This is a genomic window from Modestobacter sp. SYSU DS0657 (assembly GCF_054050925.1).
Genome location: NZ_JBJHAG010000018.1, coordinates 14,487 through 32,685, shown reverse-complemented (window position 1 = coordinate 32,685; position 18,199 = coordinate 14,487). Strand labels below are relative to the sequence as shown.

The following is an 18,199-nucleotide window of genomic DNA, read 5'->3' as shown; positions in this document are numbered from 1 at the left end:
CAGGTCACCGCAGGGAAGGACCTGTACGTGAGCGAGACCTCCGACCTCATCGACGGCGCGCGCGACGCCGCCCCGTCCGACGAGGCAGCTGCCGGCACCGGAACGGCTCCCCGTTCCCGCCGTCGCGGCAGCGGGCTGTCCGGCATGCTGCTCCCCGAGCTGCAGCGCCTGGCCGGTGAGCTGGGCATCCCCGGCACCGCGAAGATGCGCAAGAGCGACCTGGTCGCCGCCATCTCCGAGCGCCAGGTGAGTGCACCGGCGTCCCCGCCGCAGAGCGGCACCCCGGCCGGCGACGCCCAGACCAGCGACGCCCAGAGCAGCGACGCCCAGACCACCGACAGCCCGGCCGTCCCGGCGCCCCGCGCCGACGGCGGGGCCGCCACCTCGGCGGCACCCCTCGAGGCGCCCGTCAGCGGCGGCGCCAACGGCGGGCCGGTCACCACCGCCGACGCCGACCCCGCCGAGGCGGCCCCGACGGGCCGGCGCCGGCGTGCGGCGAGCCGTCCCGCCGGTGCGCCGGCCCGCGGCGGCGACGCGGCTCCGGAAGCGGGCACCACCGACGCACCGGCCGCGGAGACCGCCCCGGCCGCGGAGACCGCCCCGGCCGCGGAGACCGCCCCGGCCACGGAGAGCACCCCGGCCACGGAGAGCACCCCGGCCGACGGCCGCACCGAGGGCGAGCGCCCGCAGCGTGAGCGCCCCAGTCGCAACCGCGACCGCAACCGCGCGGACCGGGACGGCGAGGCGACCCGCGAGGACCGGGGCAACCGCGAGGACCGTGGCAACCGCGAGGACCGCGGCCCCCGTGAGGACCGGGCCGCCCGCTCCGACGGGGGCCGGGACGGCGAGGAGCGCGGCGGGCGCAACCGCAACGACCGCGACCGCACCGACCGCGACAACGACGGGGGCAGCCGCGACGAGCGGGGCAACCGCAGCGGTCGCAACCGGAACGACCGCGCCGAGCAGCGTGACGGTGCCCGGGGCAACGAGCGCACCGACCGCAACGACGTCCGCAACGACGAGGACGACGACGACTTCGAGGGCGGCGGCCGCCGCCGCGGTCGTCGCTACCGCGACCGCAACCGCCGTGGCGGCCAGGCCGGCGGGCGCGACCGGTTCGAGCAGGGCGAGCCCGCGGTCAGCGAGGACGACGTCCTGCTGCCGGTCGCCGGCATCCTCGACGTGCTGGACAACTACGCGTTCGTCCGCACGTCCGGGTACCTGACCGGCCCGAACGACGTCTACGTGTCGCTGTCCCAGGTGCGCCGGTACGGCCTGCGCCGCGGTGACGCGATCACCGGCGCCGTCCGCCAGCCCCGCGAGGGCGAGCGCAAGGACAAGTACAACGCCCTGGTCCGCCTCGACTCGGTCAACGGCATGGACCCCGAGCAGGCCCGCAACCGCCCGGACTTCACCAAGCTCACCCCGCTCTACCCGCAGGACCGCCTGCGGCTGGAGACCGAGCCGCACCTGATGACCACCCGGGTCATGGACCTGGTGATGCCGATCGGCAAGGGTCAGCGGGCGCTGATCGTCAGCCCGCCGAAGGCCGGCAAGACGATGGTGCTGCAGTCGATCGCCAACGCGATCACCACGAACAACCCCGAGTGCCACCTCATGGTCGTCCTGGTCGACGAGCGGCCCGAGGAGGTCACCGACATGCAGCGGTCGGTGAAGGGCGAGGTCATCGCCTCCACCTTCGACCGGCCGCCGGCGGACCACACCACCGTCGCGGAGCTGTCCATCGAGCGGGCCAAGCGCCTGGTCGAGATGGGCCACGACGTCGTCGTCCTGCTGGACTCGATCACCCGGCTGGGGCGCGCCTACAACCTGGCGGCCCCCGCCAGCGGGCGCATCCTCTCCGGCGGTGTCGACTCCACGGCGCTGTACCCGCCCAAGCGCTTCCTCGGCGCCGCCCGCAACATCGAGAACGGCGGCTCGCTGACGATCATCGCCTCGGCGCTGGTCGAGACCGGTTCGACGATGGACACGGTCATCTTCGAGGAGTTCAAGGGCACCGGTAACGCGGAGATCAAGCTCGACCGCCGGCTGGCGGACAAGCGGGTCTTCCCGGCCGTCGACGTCAACGCCTCGGGCACGCGCAAGGAGGAGATCCTCCTCTCGCCCGACGAGCTGGCGATCGTCATCAAGCTGCGCCGGGTGCTGTCGGCGCTGGAGCCCCAGCAGGCGCTGGAGCTGCTGCTCGACCGGATGCGGAAGACCCGCAACAACGTCGAGTTCCTCATGCAGGTGCAGAAGACGACGCTCGGCGTCGGCGACAAGGAATAGCCCCGTACACTGGCCAGTCGAGCCTGCGCTGCCGGGGCTCCGCCCGGCCCGGGCAGCGAACGAACCACCAGATCCCGAGACCAGAGAGAGGGTGCACGGCATGAAGGCCGACATCCACCCCGACTACAACGTCACCCAGGTGACCTGTGGTTGCGGCAACACGTTCACCACCCGCAGCACGGCTCCCGGCGGCACGCTGACCGTCGAGACCTGCTCCGCCTGCCACCCCTTCTACACGGGCAAGCAGCGCATCCTGGACACCGGTGGCCGCGTCGCCCGCTTCGAGAAGCGGTTCGGCAAGCGCGCCGCCGGCGCCGAGAAGTAGCACCTCCGACGGCGCCCGCGCCGCCCCGCACCGGGGCGGGGCGGGCGCCGTCGTCATGTCCAGCGCCGCGCCGCCCGTCCCGCTTTCCGCACCGAAAGCGGGCGGCCCCGTCCCGCTTTCCGCGCGGAAAGTGCAGAGAGGTGCTCCGTGAGCAGCAGTGACACCGGCAGCGACCGGCTGGCCGGGCTGCTCAGCGAGCACGCCGAACTCGAGCTGGAGCTCGCCGACCCGGCGGTCCACGCCGACACCGCACGCGCCCGCCGGCTGGGCCGTCGCTACGCCCGGCTGGCCCCGGTGGTGGAGACCGCCCGCGCGCTGGACGCCGCCCGCGACGACCTGTCCGCGGCACGGGAGCTGGCCGCCGAGGACGCCTCCTTCGCCGCCGAGGCCGAGGCCCTGCAGACCCGCATCACCGAGCTGACCCAGCGCCTCACCGAGCAGCTGCTGCCCAAGGACCCCGACGACGACAAGGACGTCATCCTCGAGATCAAGGCGGGCGAGGGCGGCGCCGAGTCGGCGCTGTTCGCCGGGGACCTGCTCCGCATGTACCTGCGCTACGCCGAGCGCCAGGGCTGGTCCACCGAGGTGCTCGACGCCGTGCCCGCCGAGCTGGGCGGTTACAAGGACGTCGCGGTGGCGATCAAGGCGCGCGGCACCGAGGCGGTCTGGTCGCGGCTGAAGTTCGAGGGCGGCGTGCACCGGGTCCAGCGGGTGCCGGTCACCGAGTCCCAGGGGCGGATCCACACCTCCGCCGTCGGCGTGCTCGTGCTGCCCGAGGCCGAGGAGGTCGACGTGAGCGTCGACCCGAACGACCTGCGCATCGACGTGTTCCGCTCCTCCGGCCCCGGCGGGCAGAGCGTGAACACCACCGACTCGGCCGTGCGGATCACCCACCTGCCCAGCGGCATCGTGGTCAGCTCGCAGAACGAGAAGAGCCAGCTGCAGAACCGCGAGTCCGCGCTGCGCGTGCTGCGCTCCCGGCTCCTCGCCGCCGCCCGCGAGGAGGCCGACGCGGCGGCCAGCGACGCCCGCCGCAGCCAGGTCCGCACCGTCGACCGCAGCGAGCGGGTGCGCACCTACAACTTCCCGGAGAACCGCATCTCCGACCACCGGGTCGGCTTCAAGGCGCACAACCTCGACCAGGTGCTGGACGGCGAGCTGGACCCGGTGATCGACGCGCTCACCGCCGCGCACACCGCCGAGCTGCTGGCGGCCGGCTCCTGACCGCCGCCCGCACCCTGCTCGCCGACGCCGCCCGCCGGCTCGCCGAGGCCGGGGTGGAGTCGCCGCGGGTCGACGCCGAGCTGCTGCTCGCCGCCGTCCTGGGCACGTCCCGGGCCGGCCTGCTCACCGCCGGCGACGTGCCCGCGGCCGCCGCCGACCGGTTCGCCGGGTGGGTCGAGCTCCGCGCCGACCGGGTGCCGCTGCAGCACCTCACCGGCACCGCTCCGTTCCGGCACCTGGAGCTCGCGGTCGGGCCCGGGGTGTTCGTGCCCCGCCCGGAGACCGAGCTCATCGCCGGCTGGGTGCTGGACCGCATCGCCGGTCGGGACGCGCCCCTCGTCGTCGACCTGGGCACCGGCTCGGGGGCGATCGCGCTGTCCGTCGCCCACGAGCACCCCGGTGCCCGGGTGGTCGCCGTCGAACGCGACGCGGGGGCGATCGAGTGGACCCGGCACAACGCCCGCGCCCGGGCCGCCGCCGGCGACGCCCCGGTCGACGTGCGCGCCGGTGACATGACCGATCCGCAGCTGCTCAGCGAGCTCGACGGCGCGGTCGACGTCGTCGTCTCCAACCCGCCCTACGTGCCCGACGGCGCCGGCCTGCCCCGGGAGGTCGCCGACCACGACCCGCCGCTGGCGCTGTGGGGCGGCCCGGACGGTCTGGACGTCGTCCGTGGCCTGCTGGACACCGCGGCCCGCCTGCTGCGGCCCGGCGGGTGGCTGGGCATCGAGCACGCCGACCAGCAGGGGGCGTCGCTGCCGGCGCTGGTCCGCGCGCACGGTGGCTGGACCGAGGTGGCCGACCACGCCGACCTCGCCGGCCGGCCGCGCTACGCCACGGCCCAGCGGGCCGGGCACCACCCCGCCACGTAGCCGGCGTCCACCTGTTCGCGGCGGGCCACGTGCGGTGGAGCAGACTGCGCACTCGTGCCCGACGTCTTCGACTGCAGCGACCCCGACCAGCGCGAGCAGGGGCTGACCGCCGCGGCGGTCGCCATCTCGCGCGGTGACCTCGTCCTCGTGCCCACCGACACGGTGTACGGCGTCGCGGCCGACGCCTTCACCCCGGCGGCCGTCACCCGGCTGCTGGCCGCCAAGAACCGCGGTCGCAGCATGCCCACACCGGTGCTCATCGGTGAGGCGTCCACCCTGGCCGGCCTGGTGGCGACCGTCCCGAAGGTCGCCCACGCCCTGGCCGAGGCGTTCTGGCCGGGCGGGCTGACCCTGGTGGTCGAGCACGCGCCCTCGCTGGCGTGGGACCTCGGCGACGCGGAGGGCACGGTGGCGGTCCGCCTGCCCGACGACGACGTGGCCCGCGACCTGCTGCGACGCACCGGCCCGCTGGCGGTCTCCAGCGCCAACCGCTCCGGCCGGCCGGCGGCGACCACCGCGGAGGAGGCGGTGGCCCAGCTGGGCGAGCACGCCGCCGTGGTGCTCGACGCCGGGCCGCGGACCGGGAGCGCGGCGAGCACGATCGTCGACTGCACCGCGCCGACCCCGCGGGTGCTCCGGCACGGCGCCATCGACGTCGAGCGGCTGCGCGAGATCGTGCCCGAGGTCACCGACTAGCGCGCCGGGCGCGAGCGCAGTTCACAGCTGTCTGGCAGGGGAGGGGCGCGGGCACGGGATACCGTGGCGTGTCCAGTCACGTGCCCCGCCCCGGGCGCTGCGGGCGCCGACGTCCCACCACCGCTCTGGAGTGCACCGCGATGACCCGTCCGTCCGGAACGCGCACGACGGCCCGCTGATCGCATGCGCGAGTACGCCGTCGTCCTGCTCGCCGCGGGTCTGGTCACCTTCCTGGCGACCCCTGTGGTGCGGGTGGCGGCGGTCCGCTTCAAGGTGATGGCGGCGGTCCGCGACCGCGACGTGCACGTCATCCCCACGCCTCGCGGCGGGGGAGTAGCGATGTACCTGGGGGTGGCCGCCGGCGTGCTGGTCGCCTCGCAGCTGCCGTCGCTGCAGCGCAGCTTCGAGTTCAGCTCGCAGACGGTGGCCGTGCTGGTCGCCGGCGGGCTGATCTGCCTGCTCGGGGTGCTCGACGACCGGTTCGGCCTCGACGCGCTCACCAAGCTCACCGGTCAGATCGCCGCGGCCGGGGTGATGGTCCTGCTGGGCGTCCAGCTGGCCTACGTGTTCCTGCCGGTGGCCGACATCGGCACCCTCTCGCTGGGCCCGGACGTCGGGGTGCCGGCCACCGTGCTGCTGACCGTGCTCACGGTCAACGCGCTGAACTTCATCGACGGCCTCGACGGCCTGGCCGCGGGTGTCTCGGCGATCGCCGCCCTGGCGTTCTTCGCCTACAGCTACCACCTGGGCTACATCGGCTACGACGACGTCTCCAGCGCCCCGGCGCTGATCACCGCCGTCCTGGCCGGCGCCTGCCTGGGCTTCCTGCCGCACAACTTCAGCCCGGCGCGGATCTTCATGGGCGACTCGGGGTCGATGCTGGTCGGGCTGATGCTGTCCGCGGCCGCGGTCTCGGCCACCGGGCAGACCGACTCGCAGACGCTGGGCTCCGCGGCCAGCCTGCTCCCGCTGACCCTGCCGCTCCTGGTGCCGGTGGCGGTCCTCTTCATCCCCTTCGTCGACCTGCTCATGGCCGTCGTCCGGCGCAGCCTGCGCGGCCAGTCGCCGTTCGCCCCGGACAAGATGCACCTGCACCACCGGCTGCTGTCCATCGGTCACTCGCACCGCCGGGCGGTGCTGATCATGTACTTCTGGGCCGCCCTGCTGAGCTTCGGTGCCGTCGCGCTGTCCATCACCGGCGGCACCGTCGAGGTGCTCGTGGTGATCGGCGCGCTGCTGGTCGTCGGGGTGGTCGTCGTCCTCAGCCCGCGCGCCCGTCGGGCCGCGATCGCCGCTCGTCAGGCCGAGCTCGCCGCGATGCGCGAGCGCAGCCGCACCGCCCACCCCGCGACCCGCGCGGCGCGGGGGAGGGGGGCGGCCGAGGCCGTCCCGGCGCAACCCGACGCGGTGCCCACGCGGGCCGGCGCGGCCCCGCCGGCGGGGGTGCGCCGGTGACCGCCCCGAACCCGGGCCGGTCGGCCGTGCCGTGGGACCTGTCGTTCCTGCGGGTCGGCGTGCTGGTCACCACCGTGCTGGCCGCGGTCGCCGCGCTGGTCGTCGGCATCGCGCTGAGCTGGGCGGATGCGCTGACCGTGCTGCTCGGCAGTGCCGTGGTCAGCTTCTTCTTCTGCGTCTCCGGCGCGGTGGTCGGCTGGGCCGGCCGGGTCGACGACACCTGGACCCTGCCGGCCGCGCTGGGCACCTTCGGGCTCAAGGCCGTGCTGCTCTTCCCGCTGCTCACCGCGCTGCCGGAGGACGGCTGGCCGGACCGGCGGGTGATGGCCTGGACGGTCATCGTCGGGGCGCTGTTGTGGAGCGGCGTGCAGCTCCGGTGGGTGTGGACCCGGCAGCTGTTCTACGTGCCCCCACCCCCGCCCCGGGGTGGGGCCGACGCCGGACCCGGTGAGGCCGCGACACGCGGCTGATAGTGTCCGACGCGATGGCCGAGGACCTGCCCGCTCGCGGGGAAGCCCGACCACGACCCGCGCACCCAGCTCGTCAGCCCAGCGGGGCCGACATGGGCTGGGCGGTCACCGGGACGATGATCTCCGGGATGGCCGTGTGGGGCGGGGTCGGGTGGCTGCTCGACCGGTGGCTGGGGACTGTCTTCCTCCTGCCGGTGGGCGTGGTGCTCGGCGTGACGGTGGCCATCTACGTTGTGGTCAAGAAGTACGGTGCGCTCGACCCGGTCCCCGGGCAGCACACCGGCACCAACCCGGGCGGACGACGGAGCCGGCCCAGGACGCAGAAGGGACAACGGTGACCTCCAGCGCCCACGCGCTCGGCGACGTGCTCGCTGTGGAGAGCGACCCCGGTGGCGGCTTCGTGGCGCCCGGCATCGGTGAGTTCTTCCCCGAGACCCTGTTCGGCTTCTCCGCGCTCGGAGTCCAGTTCGACTTCGACCGGATCATCCTCGCCATGTGGCTTGCCACGGCCGCGATGCTCGTCTTCCTGGTGCTGGCCGCCCGCAAGGCGCAGGTCGTGCCGGGCAAGCTCCAGTTCCTCGCGGAGTCCGGCTACTCGCTGGTGCGCGACGGCATCGCCCGCGACGTGGTCGGTCCGAAGGGGCTGCCGTACGCGCCCTTCCTGGCCTCGCTGTTCTTCTTCATCCTGGCCAACAACATGCTGGCGATCATCCCGGGCATCCAGATCTCGCCGATGGCGCGGTTCGCCTTCCCGCTGGTCCTCGCGCTGGTCTGCTGGGTCGTCTACATCGCGGTCGGCATCAAGAACCAGGGCCTGGTCCCCTACTTTCGGGACATCGCCTTCCTGCCCGGCGTGCCGAAGCCGATGTACATCCTGATCACGCCGCTCGAGCTGCTGCAGAACTTCATCGTGCGGCCCTTCACCCTGGCGATCCGGCTCTTCGCCAATCTCTTCGCCGGCCACATGCTGCTGGTCACCTTCGCGCTGGGCGCCACCTACCTGTTCACGGTGGGTAACTTCTCGATGGTCTTCGGCCCGCTCTCGGCGCTGATGGCGATCGTGATGACGTTCTTCGAGCTGCTGATCATCTTCCTGCAGGCCTACGTCTTCACGATGCTGATGGGCACCTACCTCAACGGCTCGGTCGAGGCCGCGCACTGACCTCGGCGCCCCCCGGATCGCCGGGGTCCCCGTCCCGATGGCGGCGCGACCTGCGACGATCCTGCTGACTGCACCACCCGCACGACCCCGCCAGCCGCCCGACGGACCCCCGCCGGGCGACGACACAGGAGGAACACCCCGCGATGATGGACCTGCTCGCTGAGATCGACGGCAACATCGGCTCGGTCGGCTACGGCATCGCCACGATCGGCCCCGGCATCGGTGTCGGTCTGGTCTGGGCTGCCTACATCCAGGCGACCGCTCGCCAGCCCGAGTCCGCCGGCCTGACCCGTACCTACGCCTTCCTCGGCTTCGCCCTCGCCGAGGCGCTGGCCCTGATCGGCTTCGTCGCCCCCCTCGTCTACGGCTGATCCACCCGGATCACCACCGGTACCCACTCCAGACAGGGACGTTGTGAGCATGAGCATCCTGGCCGCGGAGAGCACCAATCCGCTCATCCCGCCGATCGGCGAGATCATCATCGGGCTGATCGCCTTCCTGATCCTGCTCTTCGTGGTGGTCAAGTTCGTCGCCCCCCGCTTCGAGCAGGTCTTCCAGGCCCGCCGCGAGGCGATCGAGGGCGGGATCGAGCGGGCCGAGGCGATGCAGGCCGAGGCCAAGGCGGCGCTGGAGCAGTACCGCGCCCAGCTGGCCGAGGCCCGCACCGAGGCGGCGCAGATCCGCGACGCCGCGCGCGCCGAGGGGCAGCGCATCATCGAGGAGCTCCGGGCGCAGGCCCAGGAGGAGTCCGCGCGGATCGTCGCCCGCGGCGAGGAGCAGCTCGCTGCCTCCCGTCAGCAGGTGGTCACCGAGCTGCGCGGCCAGATCGGCACGCTCGCCGTCGAGCTGGCCGGCCGGGTCGTCGGTGAGTCCCTGGCCGACGACGCGCGCCGCAGCGGCACCGTCGACCGGTTCCTGGACGACCTGGACGGCATGACCGCCACGTCCGGGGGCACTCGCTGATGCACGCCGCGAGTCGGGCCGCCCTGGAGGCCTCCCGGGCGCAGCTGGAGCAGCACACCGCGGGGGCGCGCAGCCGCACCCGCGGCGAGTCGCTGCTGACGCTGGCCGACGAGCTGTTCGCCGTGGCGCACCTGCTCGACGGCCAGATCACCCTGCGGCGCGCGCTCTCCGACCCGTCCGTCCGCCCGGACGACCGGGCCGGGCTGGCTCGTCGCCTGCTGTCCGCGCAGGTCGGCGCCACCGCCCTCGACGTCGTCGAGACGGTGGCCCGGCAGCGGTGGTCCCGGCCGCTGGACCTCGTCGAGGCCACCGAGACCCTGGCGACGGAGGCCGCGCTCGACGCGGCCGACGCCCGCGGGGAGCTCGACGGCGTCGAGGACGAGCTGTTCCGATTCGGCCGCATCGTGGCCGCGGACCCCGAGCTGAGCCGGATCCTCGGCGACCGGTCCGCCCCCCGCCCCGGGAAGCTCGAGCTGCTCGACCGGCTGCTGGCCGGGAAGGTCAGCCCGGTGACCGAGCGGTTGCTGCGGAACTCGCTCACCAGCTCGCACGTCTTCAACGCGGAGAACGAGGTCGAGCGCCTGTCCACGGTCGCCGCCCACCGGCGCGGCCGGTCGGTCGCCTCGGTGACCAGCGCCGTCCCGCTCACCGAGGCCCAGCAGCGGCGGCTCATCACCGCCCTCGAACGGATCTACGGGCGCACCATGGGGCTGCAGGTCCAGATCGACCCGACGGTCCTCGGGGGGCTGGTGATCCGCGTCGACGACGAGGTCATCGACGGGAGCATCGCCCACCGACTCGAGGCCGCCGGACGGCGACTGGCCGGCTGACCCCCGCCGTCTGCCGCCTGCATCCGGCCCGCCCCACCACCCACAGACACCAGCAGAAGAGGACGCGAGAGCCATGGCCGAGCTGACGATCTCCGCGGACGAGATCCGCAGTGCCATCCAGAACTACGTCTCCGACTACACCCCGGACGTCTCCCGGGAAGAGGTCGGGGTCGTCACCGAGTCCGGCGATGGCATCGCCCGGGTCGAGGGCCTGCCCTCGGTCATGACCAACGAGCTGCTCGAGTTCGAGGGCGGCGTGCGCGGCCTGGCGCTGAACCTCGACACCCGCGAGGTCGGTGTCGTCATCCTCGGTGACTTCGCCGGCATCGAGGAGGGCCAGACGGTCCGCCGGACCGGTGAGGTCCTCTCCGTGCCGGTCGGTGACGGCTACCTGGGTCGGGTCGTCGACCCGCTCGGCAACGCGATCGACGGTGCAGGCCCGATCGAGACCACCACCCGCCGCGCCCTCGAGCTGCAGGCGCCCACCGTGGTGCAGCGGCAGTCGGTGCACGAGCCGATGCAGACCGGCATCAAGGCGATCGACGCCATGACGCCCATCGGCCGCGGCCAGCGCCAGCTGATCATCGGTGACCGGCAGACCGGCAAGTCCGCCATCGCGCTGGACACGATCATCAACCAGAAGCAGGCCTGGGCGACCGGCGACCCGAAGCAGCAGGTCCGCTGCATCTACGTCGCCGTCGGCCAGAAGGGCTCCACGATCGCGGCCACCCGTGCCGCCCTCGAGGACGCCGGCGCGATGGAGTACACGACCATCGTCGCCGCCCCGGCCTCGGAGGCCGCCGGCTTCAAGTACATCGCCCCCTACACCGGCTCGGCCATCGGCCAGCACTGGATGTACGAGGGCAAGCACGTCCTGATCGTCTTCGACGACCTGTCCAAGCAGGCCGAGGCCTACCGCGCCGTGTCGCTGCTGCTCCGCCGCCCGCCGGGCCGCGAGGCCTACCCCGGCGACGTCTTCTACTTGCACTCCCGCCTGCTCGAGCGTTGCGCGAAGCTCAACGACGAGCTGGGCGCGGGCTCGATGACCGGCCTGCCGCTGATCGAGACCAAGGGCAACGACGTCTCGGCGTACATCCCGACCAACGTCATCTCGATCACCGACGGGCAGATCTTCCTCGAGACCGGTCTGTTCAACTCCGGGGTGCGTCCGGCGATCAACGTGGGCATCTCGGTGTCCCGCGTCGGTGGGTCGGCGCAGATCAAGGCGATGAAGTCCGTCGCCGGCCGGCTCCGCCTGGACCTGGCGCAGTTCCGCGAGCTGGAGGCCTTCTCCTCCTTCTCCTCGGACCTCGACGCCTCCAGCCGGGCCACCCTCGACCGCGGCCAGCGGCTGGTGGAGCTCCTCAAGCAGGGGCAGTACTCGCCGTACCCGGTGGAGCGCGAGGTCGTCTCGCTGTGGCTGGGCACGACCGGCAAGCTCGACCGCGTGCCGGTCAGCGACGTGCGCCGGTTCGAGTCGGAGTTCCTGGACTTCATCGCCCGGGGCGACAACACGGTCTTCGACGACATCCGCAACAGCAAGGTGCTCAGCGATGACACGGTGAGCAGCCTGGAGCGGGCGGTGGAGGCCTTCTACGGCCAGTTCACCACCGGCGAGGGCGAGTCCCTGCAGGTCAACGAGCCCGAGGTCGAGTCCCTGGACGCCAGCGAGCGCGGTCAGGAGACCGTCCGGGTCAAGCGGAGCTCCTGACATGGCCGGTAGCCTGCGCGCGCTGCGGCGCCGGATCCGCTCCACGCGGTCGACGAAGAAGATCTTCTCGGCGCAGGAGCTGATCGCCGGCGCCCGCATCGTGCGTGCCCAGGCCCGGGTGGAGGCCTCCAAGCCCTACTCCCGGGAGATCACCCGGGTGCTCTCGGCGCTGGCGGGTTCCGCCAGCCTCGATCACCCGCTGCTGACCGAGCGGGAGAATCCGCGCCGGGTGGCGGTGCTGGTGATCACCTCCGACCGGGGCTTCGCCGGCTCCTACAACGTCAACGTCCTGCGGCGTACCGAGGAGCTGCTCGGCCTGCTGCGCGACGAGGGCAAGGAGCCGCTGCTGTACGTCGTCGGCCGCAAGGGCGAGACGTACTACCGGTTCCGCGAGCGCGCCATCGAGGACAGCTGGACCGGCTTCTCCGAGCAGCCCGGGTACGAGAACGCCCAGGAGGTCGGCTCCACCCTCATCGAGGCATTCACCGCCGGTGAGGACGATGACACTGCGGACGCGGGAGCCCCCCGCGGGGCCGGGGCCGACGGCGTGCTGGGTGTCGACGAGCTACACATCGTCTACACCGAGTTCCGCTCGCTGCTGTCCCAGGTGCCCGTCGCCAAGCGGATGGCGCCGCTGGTCGTCGAGGAGGTCGACGAGCTCGAGGAGGAGCAGCAGTCCACCAACGGCTCCGAGCCGGTGGCCTCCTACGAGTTCGAGCCCTCCCCGGAGCAGCTGCTCGACGCCCTGCTGCCCAAGTACGTCACCACCCGCATCTACGCGGCGATGCTGGAGGCCGCGGCCTCGGAGTCGGCGTCGCGGCGGCGGGCGATGAAGTCCGCCTCGGACAACGCCGAGGAGCTGGCCAAGAACCTGTCGCGCCAGGCCAACCAGGCCCGGCAGGCGGAGATCACCCAGGAGATCAGCGAGATCGTCGGCGGCGCCGACGCACTCGTCTCCGCGGGCCAGGACGACTGAGGGTCGGGACGACCGACCCCCGCACCCGTTCCACCGTCCCCGGCGACGGCGCAGACCGCCGCCGCCGGGGACACTGAAGACGTAGGACCACCGAGCCCGAGGGCAGGAGAGCAGCACAGATGACCGTCACCGAGGACCGTCCGACCACCCGGGAGACGACCGGCTCCGGCCGCGTCGTCCGGGTCACCGGGCCGGTCGTCGACGTCGAGTTCCCCCGCGACGCGATGCCCGACCTGTTCAACGCGCTGAAGGTCGACGTCACCCTGGCCGACCTCCGCAAGACGCTGACCCTCGAGGTCGCCCAGCACCTGGGTGACAACGTGGTCCGCACCATCTCCATGGCGCCGACCGACGGCCTGGTCCGTGGGGCGCCGGTCACCGACACCGGCTCGGCGATCTCCGTGCCCGTCGGTGAGGCCGTCACCGGCCACGTGTTCAACGCACTCGGCGAGTGCCTGGACACCCCCGGCTACGGGGAGGACGCCCCGCACTGGACGATCCACCGGCACGCGCCGAAGTTCGACCAGCTCGAGGGTCGCACCGACCTGCTCGAGACCGGCATCAAGGTCATCGACCTGCTGACGCCCTACGTGCGTGGCGGGAAGATCGGTCTGTTCGGTGGTGCCGGCGTGGGCAAGACGGTCCTCATCCAGGAGATGATCCGTCGCGTCGCCCAGGAGTTCGGTGGCGTCTCGGTCTTCGCCGGGGTGGGGGAGCGGACCCGTGAGGGCAACGACCTCATCACCGAGATGACCGAGTCCGGTGTCATCAACTCGACCGCGCTGGTCTTCGGCCAGATGGACGAGCCGCCGGGCACCCGGCTGCGGGTCGCGCTCTCGGCGCTGACCATGGCGGAGTACTTCCGCGACGAGGCCGACCAGGACGTGCTGCTCTTCATCGACAACATCTTCCGGTTCACCCAGGCCGGCTCCGAGGTCTCCACGCTGCTCGGGCGCATGCCCTCCGCGGTGGGCTACCAGCCGACCCTGGCCGACGAGATGGGCACGCTGCAGGAGCGGATCACCTCCACCCGCGGCCGGTCGATCACCTCGATGCAGGCGATCTACGTGCCCGCCGACGACATCACCGACCCGGCGCCGCACACCACGTTCGCCCACCTGGACGCGACGACCGTGCTCTCCCGGCCCATCTCCGAGAAGGGCATCTACCCGGCCGTCGACCCGCTGGACTCCACCAGCCGGATCCTCGACCCGCAGTACATCGGGCAGGAGCACTACGACATCGCCCGCGAGGTGCAGCGGATCCTGCAGCGCTACCAGGAGCTGCAGGACATCATCGCGATCCTCGGCATCGACGAGCTCGGTGAGGAGGACAAGGTCACCGTCAACCGGGCCCGTCGCATCGAGCGCTTCCTGTCGCAGAACATGTTCGTCGCCGAGGCGTTCACCGGTCAGCCGGGGTCCTACGTCCCGCTGTCGGAGACGCTGCAGGCGTTCAAGGCGGTCGCGGCCGGCGAGTACGACCACGTCCCCGAGCAGGCCTTCTTCATGTGCGGTGGCCTCGAGGACCTCGAGCGGAACTTCGACAAGCTCAAGAAGAGCTGAGGAAGGACCACCCTTCCCCCCACGCCTCGCAGGCTCGGCGCGGGCCCCTGAAGGGTGGCCGTTCCACCAGGTCACCAGCGGCCGGGTCTCCCTTCGGGGAGGCCCGGCCGTTGTCGTCCCGCCCGAGCGGACGGTGACGACGCGCAGCGGTGGACCGCCCGATCGGGTGGTCGCCGCACCCGGGCCTCCAGGAATCGTCCGGACGTGACGACGATGGTTGCGAAGCACCCGACCGGCGGGTGCGGCACTCGGGAGTTCGGCACGTGCACAAGAGAAGGACCCCCCCGCCCCCCGCCACTCGCGGGCTCGCGGCGGGGCTCTGCGGGGAGGCCGACGAGCCGCGGCACGTCGACGACCTGGAGTGGAGCTGGCCGCCCTACGCGCCGGTCGAGGGGCGTTCCTTCAGCGACGAGGAGTGGGCTCCGCCCTCCGTCGTCTGGCACCCCCAGGTGCGGCTGGGCCGCTGGACGGTCGTGTATCGCCGCAGCGCCTGAGCACGTCGAAGGGCCCGGTCCTCCCCACCCGTCGGGGCGGTGCCCTGGACGGGGGCCGAGACCCCGCACGACGCACGCTCAGCGCGGCCCCCGCCACCGGGGCACTGGGACCGTTGGCGAGGTGCCGCCACGGCTGCAGTTAGAGTGGAGACGACCCGTCGCCGCGTCCAGCCGGACCGGTGGCCCGCACCGCCGGCTGACCGCCGGCCCGGTGACCCCCGAGGAGTGTCGTGGCGACCCTGCAGGTCGAGCTCGTGGCCGTGGAGCGGATGATCTGGTCCGGCGAGGCCACCCGGGTGATCGCGCGGACCACCGAAGGCGAAATCGGTGTGCTGGCCGGCCATGCGCCGCTGCTCGGCGAGTTGGCCCCCGGCGGGGTCGTCCGCATCCAGCAGGAGTCCGGCGAGGAGCTCCTCGTCGCCGCGCACGGGGGCTTCCTCTCCGTCACCGGCCAGGGTGTCTCCATCCTCGCCGAGACCGCGGAGTTCGCGAACGAGATCGACGTCGAGCGGGCGCGTGAGGCGCTGCGCCGCGCCCAGCAGGCCGGGGACGACCCCGAGGCGGTCGCGGCCGCACGTCGCGCGCAGTCCCGGCTGCGGGCCGCCGGCCAGGACGCCTGATCGCCCGGACCGCCCCCTCGCGCCCGCCCGCCCCGCCCCGGTGACCACCCTCGTCCTGGTCGTCGCCGGCGTGCTGCTGGTGGCGCTGATCGCCGCCTTCCTGCTGCGCCGCCGGTTCCTGCTCTCCGGGCTGGGCGCGGTGACGATGTGGCTGCGGCCTCCCGACGCCGGTCGCTGGGCGCTCGGCGTCGCCTGGTACTCGGGTGACACCCTGCTCTGGTACCGGGCGCTCTCCCTCTCGGTGCGGCCCAACCGGCGGCTGTGCCGCGGGGAGTTCCGGGTCGACGCGCGGCGCCGCCCGGACCAGGGCGACCTGGCCCTGCCGGCCGAGAGCGTGGTGCTGACCTGCCGCACCGGCGCGGGCCCGCAGGAGCTGGCCATGGACCCCTCGACGGTGACCGGCTTCCTGTCCTGGATCGAGTCCGCCCCGCCCGTCGACCGGTAAGGACCCCGCTGCCCCCCACGCCTCGCAGGCTCGGCGCGGGCCCCTGCAGCGGGGCCGTTCCAGTGGTGACTAGCGTTGTTCCCTCGCGTCCCGCTGGGCGTGGGCGCCGCTGTGCTCGCCGGGCTGCCACAGCACGTCACCGTCCGGGTTCGCCCGCCGGGCCAGGATGAACAGCAGGTCCGAGAGCCGGTTCAGGTAGCGGGCGGTCTCGGCGTTGGTGTGCCCGGCGTCGACCTCCAGCAGCGCCCACACGCTCCGCTCGGCCCGCCGGGCCACCGTGCGGGCCTGGTGCAGCAGTGCGGCCAGCGGCGTCCCGCCGGGCAGCACGAACGAGGTGAGCGCGGGCAGCTGCGCGTTGTGCTCGTCGCACGCCGCCTCCAGCCGCTCGGTGTACGCGCCGGTGATCCGCAGCGGCGGGTGCGCGGGCTCCGCGACCACCGGCGTGGACAGGTCGGCGCCGACGTCGAAGAGGTCGTTCTGCACCGAGCTCAGCAGCGCGGCCACCTCGGGGGCGGGGGAGCCCAGGGCCAGCGCGACGCCCAGCACGCTGTTGGTCTCGTCGACGTCGGCGTAGGCGATCAGCCGGCGGTCGGTCTTGGTCACCCGGGACATGTCGCCCAGGTGCGTCTGACCGGCGTCACCGGTGCGGGTGTAGATGCGGGTCAGCCGGACGGTCATGGTCAGGAGCCTAGAAGACGGACCCTGCTGCCCCCACCGCTCGCAGGCTCGCGGTGGGGCCGTGCAGCAGAGCGGCCGTAGGGTGTTCCGGTGGAGTGCTTCGAGGTGACCGGCGGGACGTCGCTGCGCGGACGGGTCCGGGTCACCGGCGCGAAGAACAGCGCCCTCAAGCTGATGGCCGCCGCCCTGCTCGCCCCGGGGCGAACCACGCTCGACGAGGTGCCCGACATCCTCGACGTCGAGATCATGGGCGAGGTGCTGCGCCGGCTGGGCTGCGACGTCAGCTACGAGCGGTACCCGGCGCGCGAGGGGGAGAGCCGCAGCGGGGGTGGCCGGGTGCTCATCGACGTCCCGGAGCAGCCCTCCAGCGAGACCGACTACGACCTGGTGCGCCGGATGCGCGCCTCGATCAGCGTCCTCGGCCCGCTGGTCGCCCGGCTGGGCACCGCCAAGGTCGCCCTGCCCGGTGGCGACGCGATCGGCTCCCGCGGGCTGGACATGCACGTCGCCGGCCTCGAGCGGCTGGGCGCCACGGTGGTCAACGAGCACGGCTTCCTGATCGCCACCGCCCCGACGCTGGTCGGCACCTCCATCTGGCTGGACTTCCCGTCGGTGGGCGCCACCGAGAACCTGGTGATGGCCGCCGCCCTGGCCCAGGGCACCACGGTGGTCGACAACGCGGCCCGCGAGCCGGAGATCGTCGACCTGTGCCGGATGCTCACCGCGATGGGGGCCCGGATCGAGGGCGCCGGCACCTCCACGATCACCGTCGAGGGGGTTCCCGAGCTCCGCCCCGTCGAGTACACGACGGTGCCCGACCGGATCGTCGCCGGCACGTGGGCGATCGGGGCGGTGATGACCCGTGGCGACGTCCTGGTGGAGCGCGCGGTCGCCGACCACCTCGCCGTGCCGCTGGAGAAGCTGGTCGCTGCCGGCGCGACCGTCGAGACCCGGCCCGACGGCGTACGGGTCGCGATGGACGACCGGCCCCGCGGGGTCGACATCGTCACGCTGCCCTTCCCGGGGTTCCCCACCGACCTGCAGCCGATGGCGGTCGCGCTGGCCGCGGTGTCCACGGGCACCGCGTTGATCACCGAGAACGTCTTCGAGGGCCGCTTCATGTTCGTCAACGAGCTGGTCCGGCTCGGCGCGGACGTGCGGATCGACGGCCACCACGCGGTGGTCCGGGGCCGGGAGCGGCTGTCCAGCGCTCCGGTGCTGGCCACCGACATCCGCGCCGGAGCCGGGCTGGTGCTCGCCGGCCTGCTCACCGACGGGGTGACCGAGGTGCAGGACGTGCACCACATCGACCGCGGCTACCCGGCGTTCCTGGAGCAGCTGCGCGGCGTCGGGGTGCAGATCGAGCGGACCGAGCGGCCGGGCTGACCCGCGACCGGCCCCGTGCAGGGCCCGGGTCGAACCGA

At 73.1% G+C, this 18,199-nt stretch carries 20 protein-coding genes; 19 read left to right on the top strand and 1 reads right to left on the bottom strand.

Annotation, left to right across the window (positions count from 1 at the left end):
- The first annotated feature begins 27 nt into the window (after positions 1 to 27).
- From rho to ACI79A_RS12630, 18 genes are all read left to right on the top strand, one after another.
- Positions 28 to 2,289, top strand: a complete 2,262-nt coding sequence (gene rho, locus ACI79A_RS12715; protein WP_457083640.1) for a transcription termination factor Rho — start codon at positions 28 to 30, stop codon at positions 2,287 to 2,289.
- 100 nt (positions 2,290 to 2,389) lie between these two features.
- Positions 2,390 to 2,614: a 50S ribosomal protein L31 gene (gene rpmE, locus ACI79A_RS12710; RefSeq protein ID WP_457083638.1), complete on the top strand. Its 225-nt coding sequence runs from the start codon at positions 2,390 to 2,392 to the stop codon at positions 2,612 to 2,614.
- 147 nt (positions 2,615 to 2,761) lie between these two features.
- Positions 2,762 to 3,838: a peptide chain release factor 1 gene (prfA, locus tag ACI79A_RS12705; protein ID WP_457083636.1), complete on the top strand. Its 1,077-nt coding sequence runs from the start codon at positions 2,762 to 2,764 to the stop codon at positions 3,836 to 3,838.
- Complete coding sequence (prmC, locus tag ACI79A_RS12700; RefSeq protein ID WP_457083752.1) at positions 3,835 to 4,710, top strand: peptide chain release factor N(5)-glutamine methyltransferase; 876 nt, start codon at positions 3,835 to 3,837, stop codon at positions 4,708 to 4,710. The genes prfA and prmC overlap by 4 nt, the downstream gene beginning before the upstream one ends.
- 54 nt (positions 4,711 to 4,764) lie before the next feature.
- Positions 4,765 to 5,406: an L-threonylcarbamoyladenylate synthase gene (locus ACI79A_RS12695; protein WP_457083634.1), complete on the top strand. Its 642-nt coding sequence runs from the start codon at positions 4,765 to 4,767 to the stop codon at positions 5,404 to 5,406.
- Between the two features lie 183 nt (positions 5,407 to 5,589).
- The gene (locus ACI79A_RS12690; RefSeq protein ID WP_457083632.1) at positions 5,590 to 6,861 is read left to right on the top strand and encodes a glycosyltransferase family 4 protein; all 1,272 of its coding nucleotides are present in this window, start codon (positions 5,590 to 5,592) and stop codon (positions 6,859 to 6,861) included.
- Entirely contained in the window at positions 6,858 to 7,331 is a 474-nt protein-coding gene (locus tag ACI79A_RS12685; protein WP_457083630.1) for a hypothetical protein, read from the top strand. The genes ACI79A_RS12690 and ACI79A_RS12685 overlap by 4 nt, the downstream gene beginning before the upstream one ends.
- A 14-nt stretch (positions 7,332 to 7,345) precedes the next feature.
- The gene (locus tag ACI79A_RS12680; protein ID WP_457083628.1) at positions 7,346 to 7,669 is read left to right on the top strand and encodes an AtpZ/AtpI family protein; all 324 of its coding nucleotides are present in this window, start codon (positions 7,346 to 7,348) and stop codon (positions 7,667 to 7,669) included.
- Positions 7,666 to 8,493 (top strand): F0F1 ATP synthase subunit A, encoded by an 828-nt coding sequence (gene atpB, locus ACI79A_RS12675; RefSeq protein ID WP_457083626.1) that lies wholly within the window; start codon positions 7,666 to 7,668, stop codon positions 8,491 to 8,493. The genes ACI79A_RS12680 and atpB overlap by 4 nt, the downstream gene beginning before the upstream one ends.
- A 146-nt stretch (positions 8,494 to 8,639) precedes the next feature.
- Positions 8,640 to 8,864 carry an ATP synthase F0 subunit C gene (gene atpE / locus ACI79A_RS12670; protein ID WP_457083624.1) on the top strand — a complete coding sequence of 75 codons (225 nt, stop codon included), beginning with the start codon at positions 8,640 to 8,642 and terminating at the stop codon, positions 8,862 to 8,864.
- Positions 8,865 to 8,913: 49 nt separating this feature from the next.
- Positions 8,914 to 9,456 (top strand): F0F1 ATP synthase subunit B, encoded by a 543-nt coding sequence (locus ACI79A_RS12665; RefSeq protein WP_457083622.1) that lies wholly within the window; start codon positions 8,914 to 8,916, stop codon positions 9,454 to 9,456.
- Positions 9,456 to 10,286: a F0F1 ATP synthase subunit delta gene (locus tag ACI79A_RS12660; RefSeq protein WP_457083620.1), complete on the top strand. Its 831-nt coding sequence runs from the start codon at positions 9,456 to 9,458 to the stop codon at positions 10,284 to 10,286. Before ACI79A_RS12665 ends, ACI79A_RS12660 begins: the two co-directional genes overlap by 1 nt.
- A gap of 73 nt (positions 10,287 to 10,359) precedes the next feature.
- Positions 10,360 to 11,997, top strand: coding sequence for a F0F1 ATP synthase subunit alpha (atpA, locus tag ACI79A_RS12655; protein ID WP_457083618.1), 1,638 nt, complete (start codon positions 10,360 to 10,362; stop codon positions 11,995 to 11,997).
- 1 nt (position 11,998) lies between these two features.
- Complete coding sequence (locus tag ACI79A_RS12650) at positions 11,999 to 12,973, top strand: F0F1 ATP synthase subunit gamma (protein WP_457083616.1); 975 nt, start codon at positions 11,999 to 12,001, stop codon at positions 12,971 to 12,973.
- Positions 12,974 to 13,092: 119 nt separating this feature from the next.
- The gene (atpD, locus tag ACI79A_RS12645) at positions 13,093 to 14,538 is read left to right on the top strand and encodes a F0F1 ATP synthase subunit beta (protein ID WP_457075324.1); all 1,446 of its coding nucleotides are present in this window, start codon (positions 13,093 to 13,095) and stop codon (positions 14,536 to 14,538) included.
- A 263-nt stretch (positions 14,539 to 14,801) separates the two neighbouring features.
- Positions 14,802 to 15,032, top strand: coding sequence for a hypothetical protein (locus ACI79A_RS12640; RefSeq protein WP_457083614.1), 231 nt, complete (start codon positions 14,802 to 14,804; stop codon positions 15,030 to 15,032).
- A gap of 230 nt (positions 15,033 to 15,262) precedes the next feature.
- Complete coding sequence (locus ACI79A_RS12635) at positions 15,263 to 15,652, top strand: F0F1 ATP synthase subunit epsilon (RefSeq protein ID WP_457083612.1); 390 nt, start codon at positions 15,263 to 15,265, stop codon at positions 15,650 to 15,652.
- Between the two features lie 40 nt (positions 15,653 to 15,692).
- Positions 15,693 to 16,097 (top strand): DUF2550 domain-containing protein, encoded by a 405-nt coding sequence (locus ACI79A_RS12630; RefSeq protein WP_457083610.1) that lies wholly within the window; start codon positions 15,693 to 15,695, stop codon positions 16,095 to 16,097.
- 69 nt (positions 16,098 to 16,166) lie between these two features.
- Here ACI79A_RS12630 and ACI79A_RS12625 read toward each other — a convergent pair whose 3' ends face one another.
- A complete protein-coding gene (locus ACI79A_RS12625) occupies positions 16,167 to 16,775 on the bottom strand; it encodes a cob(I)yrinic acid a,c-diamide adenosyltransferase (protein WP_457083608.1) in 609 nt (202 codons plus the stop codon).
- Between the two features lie 90 nt (positions 16,776 to 16,865).
- Between ACI79A_RS12625 and murA the strand changes: the two genes are divergently transcribed.
- Complete coding sequence (gene murA / locus ACI79A_RS12620) at positions 16,866 to 18,161, top strand: UDP-N-acetylglucosamine 1-carboxyvinyltransferase (protein WP_457083606.1); 1,296 nt, start codon at positions 16,866 to 16,868, stop codon at positions 18,159 to 18,161.
- Positions 18,162 to 18,199: the final 38 nt, after the last annotated feature.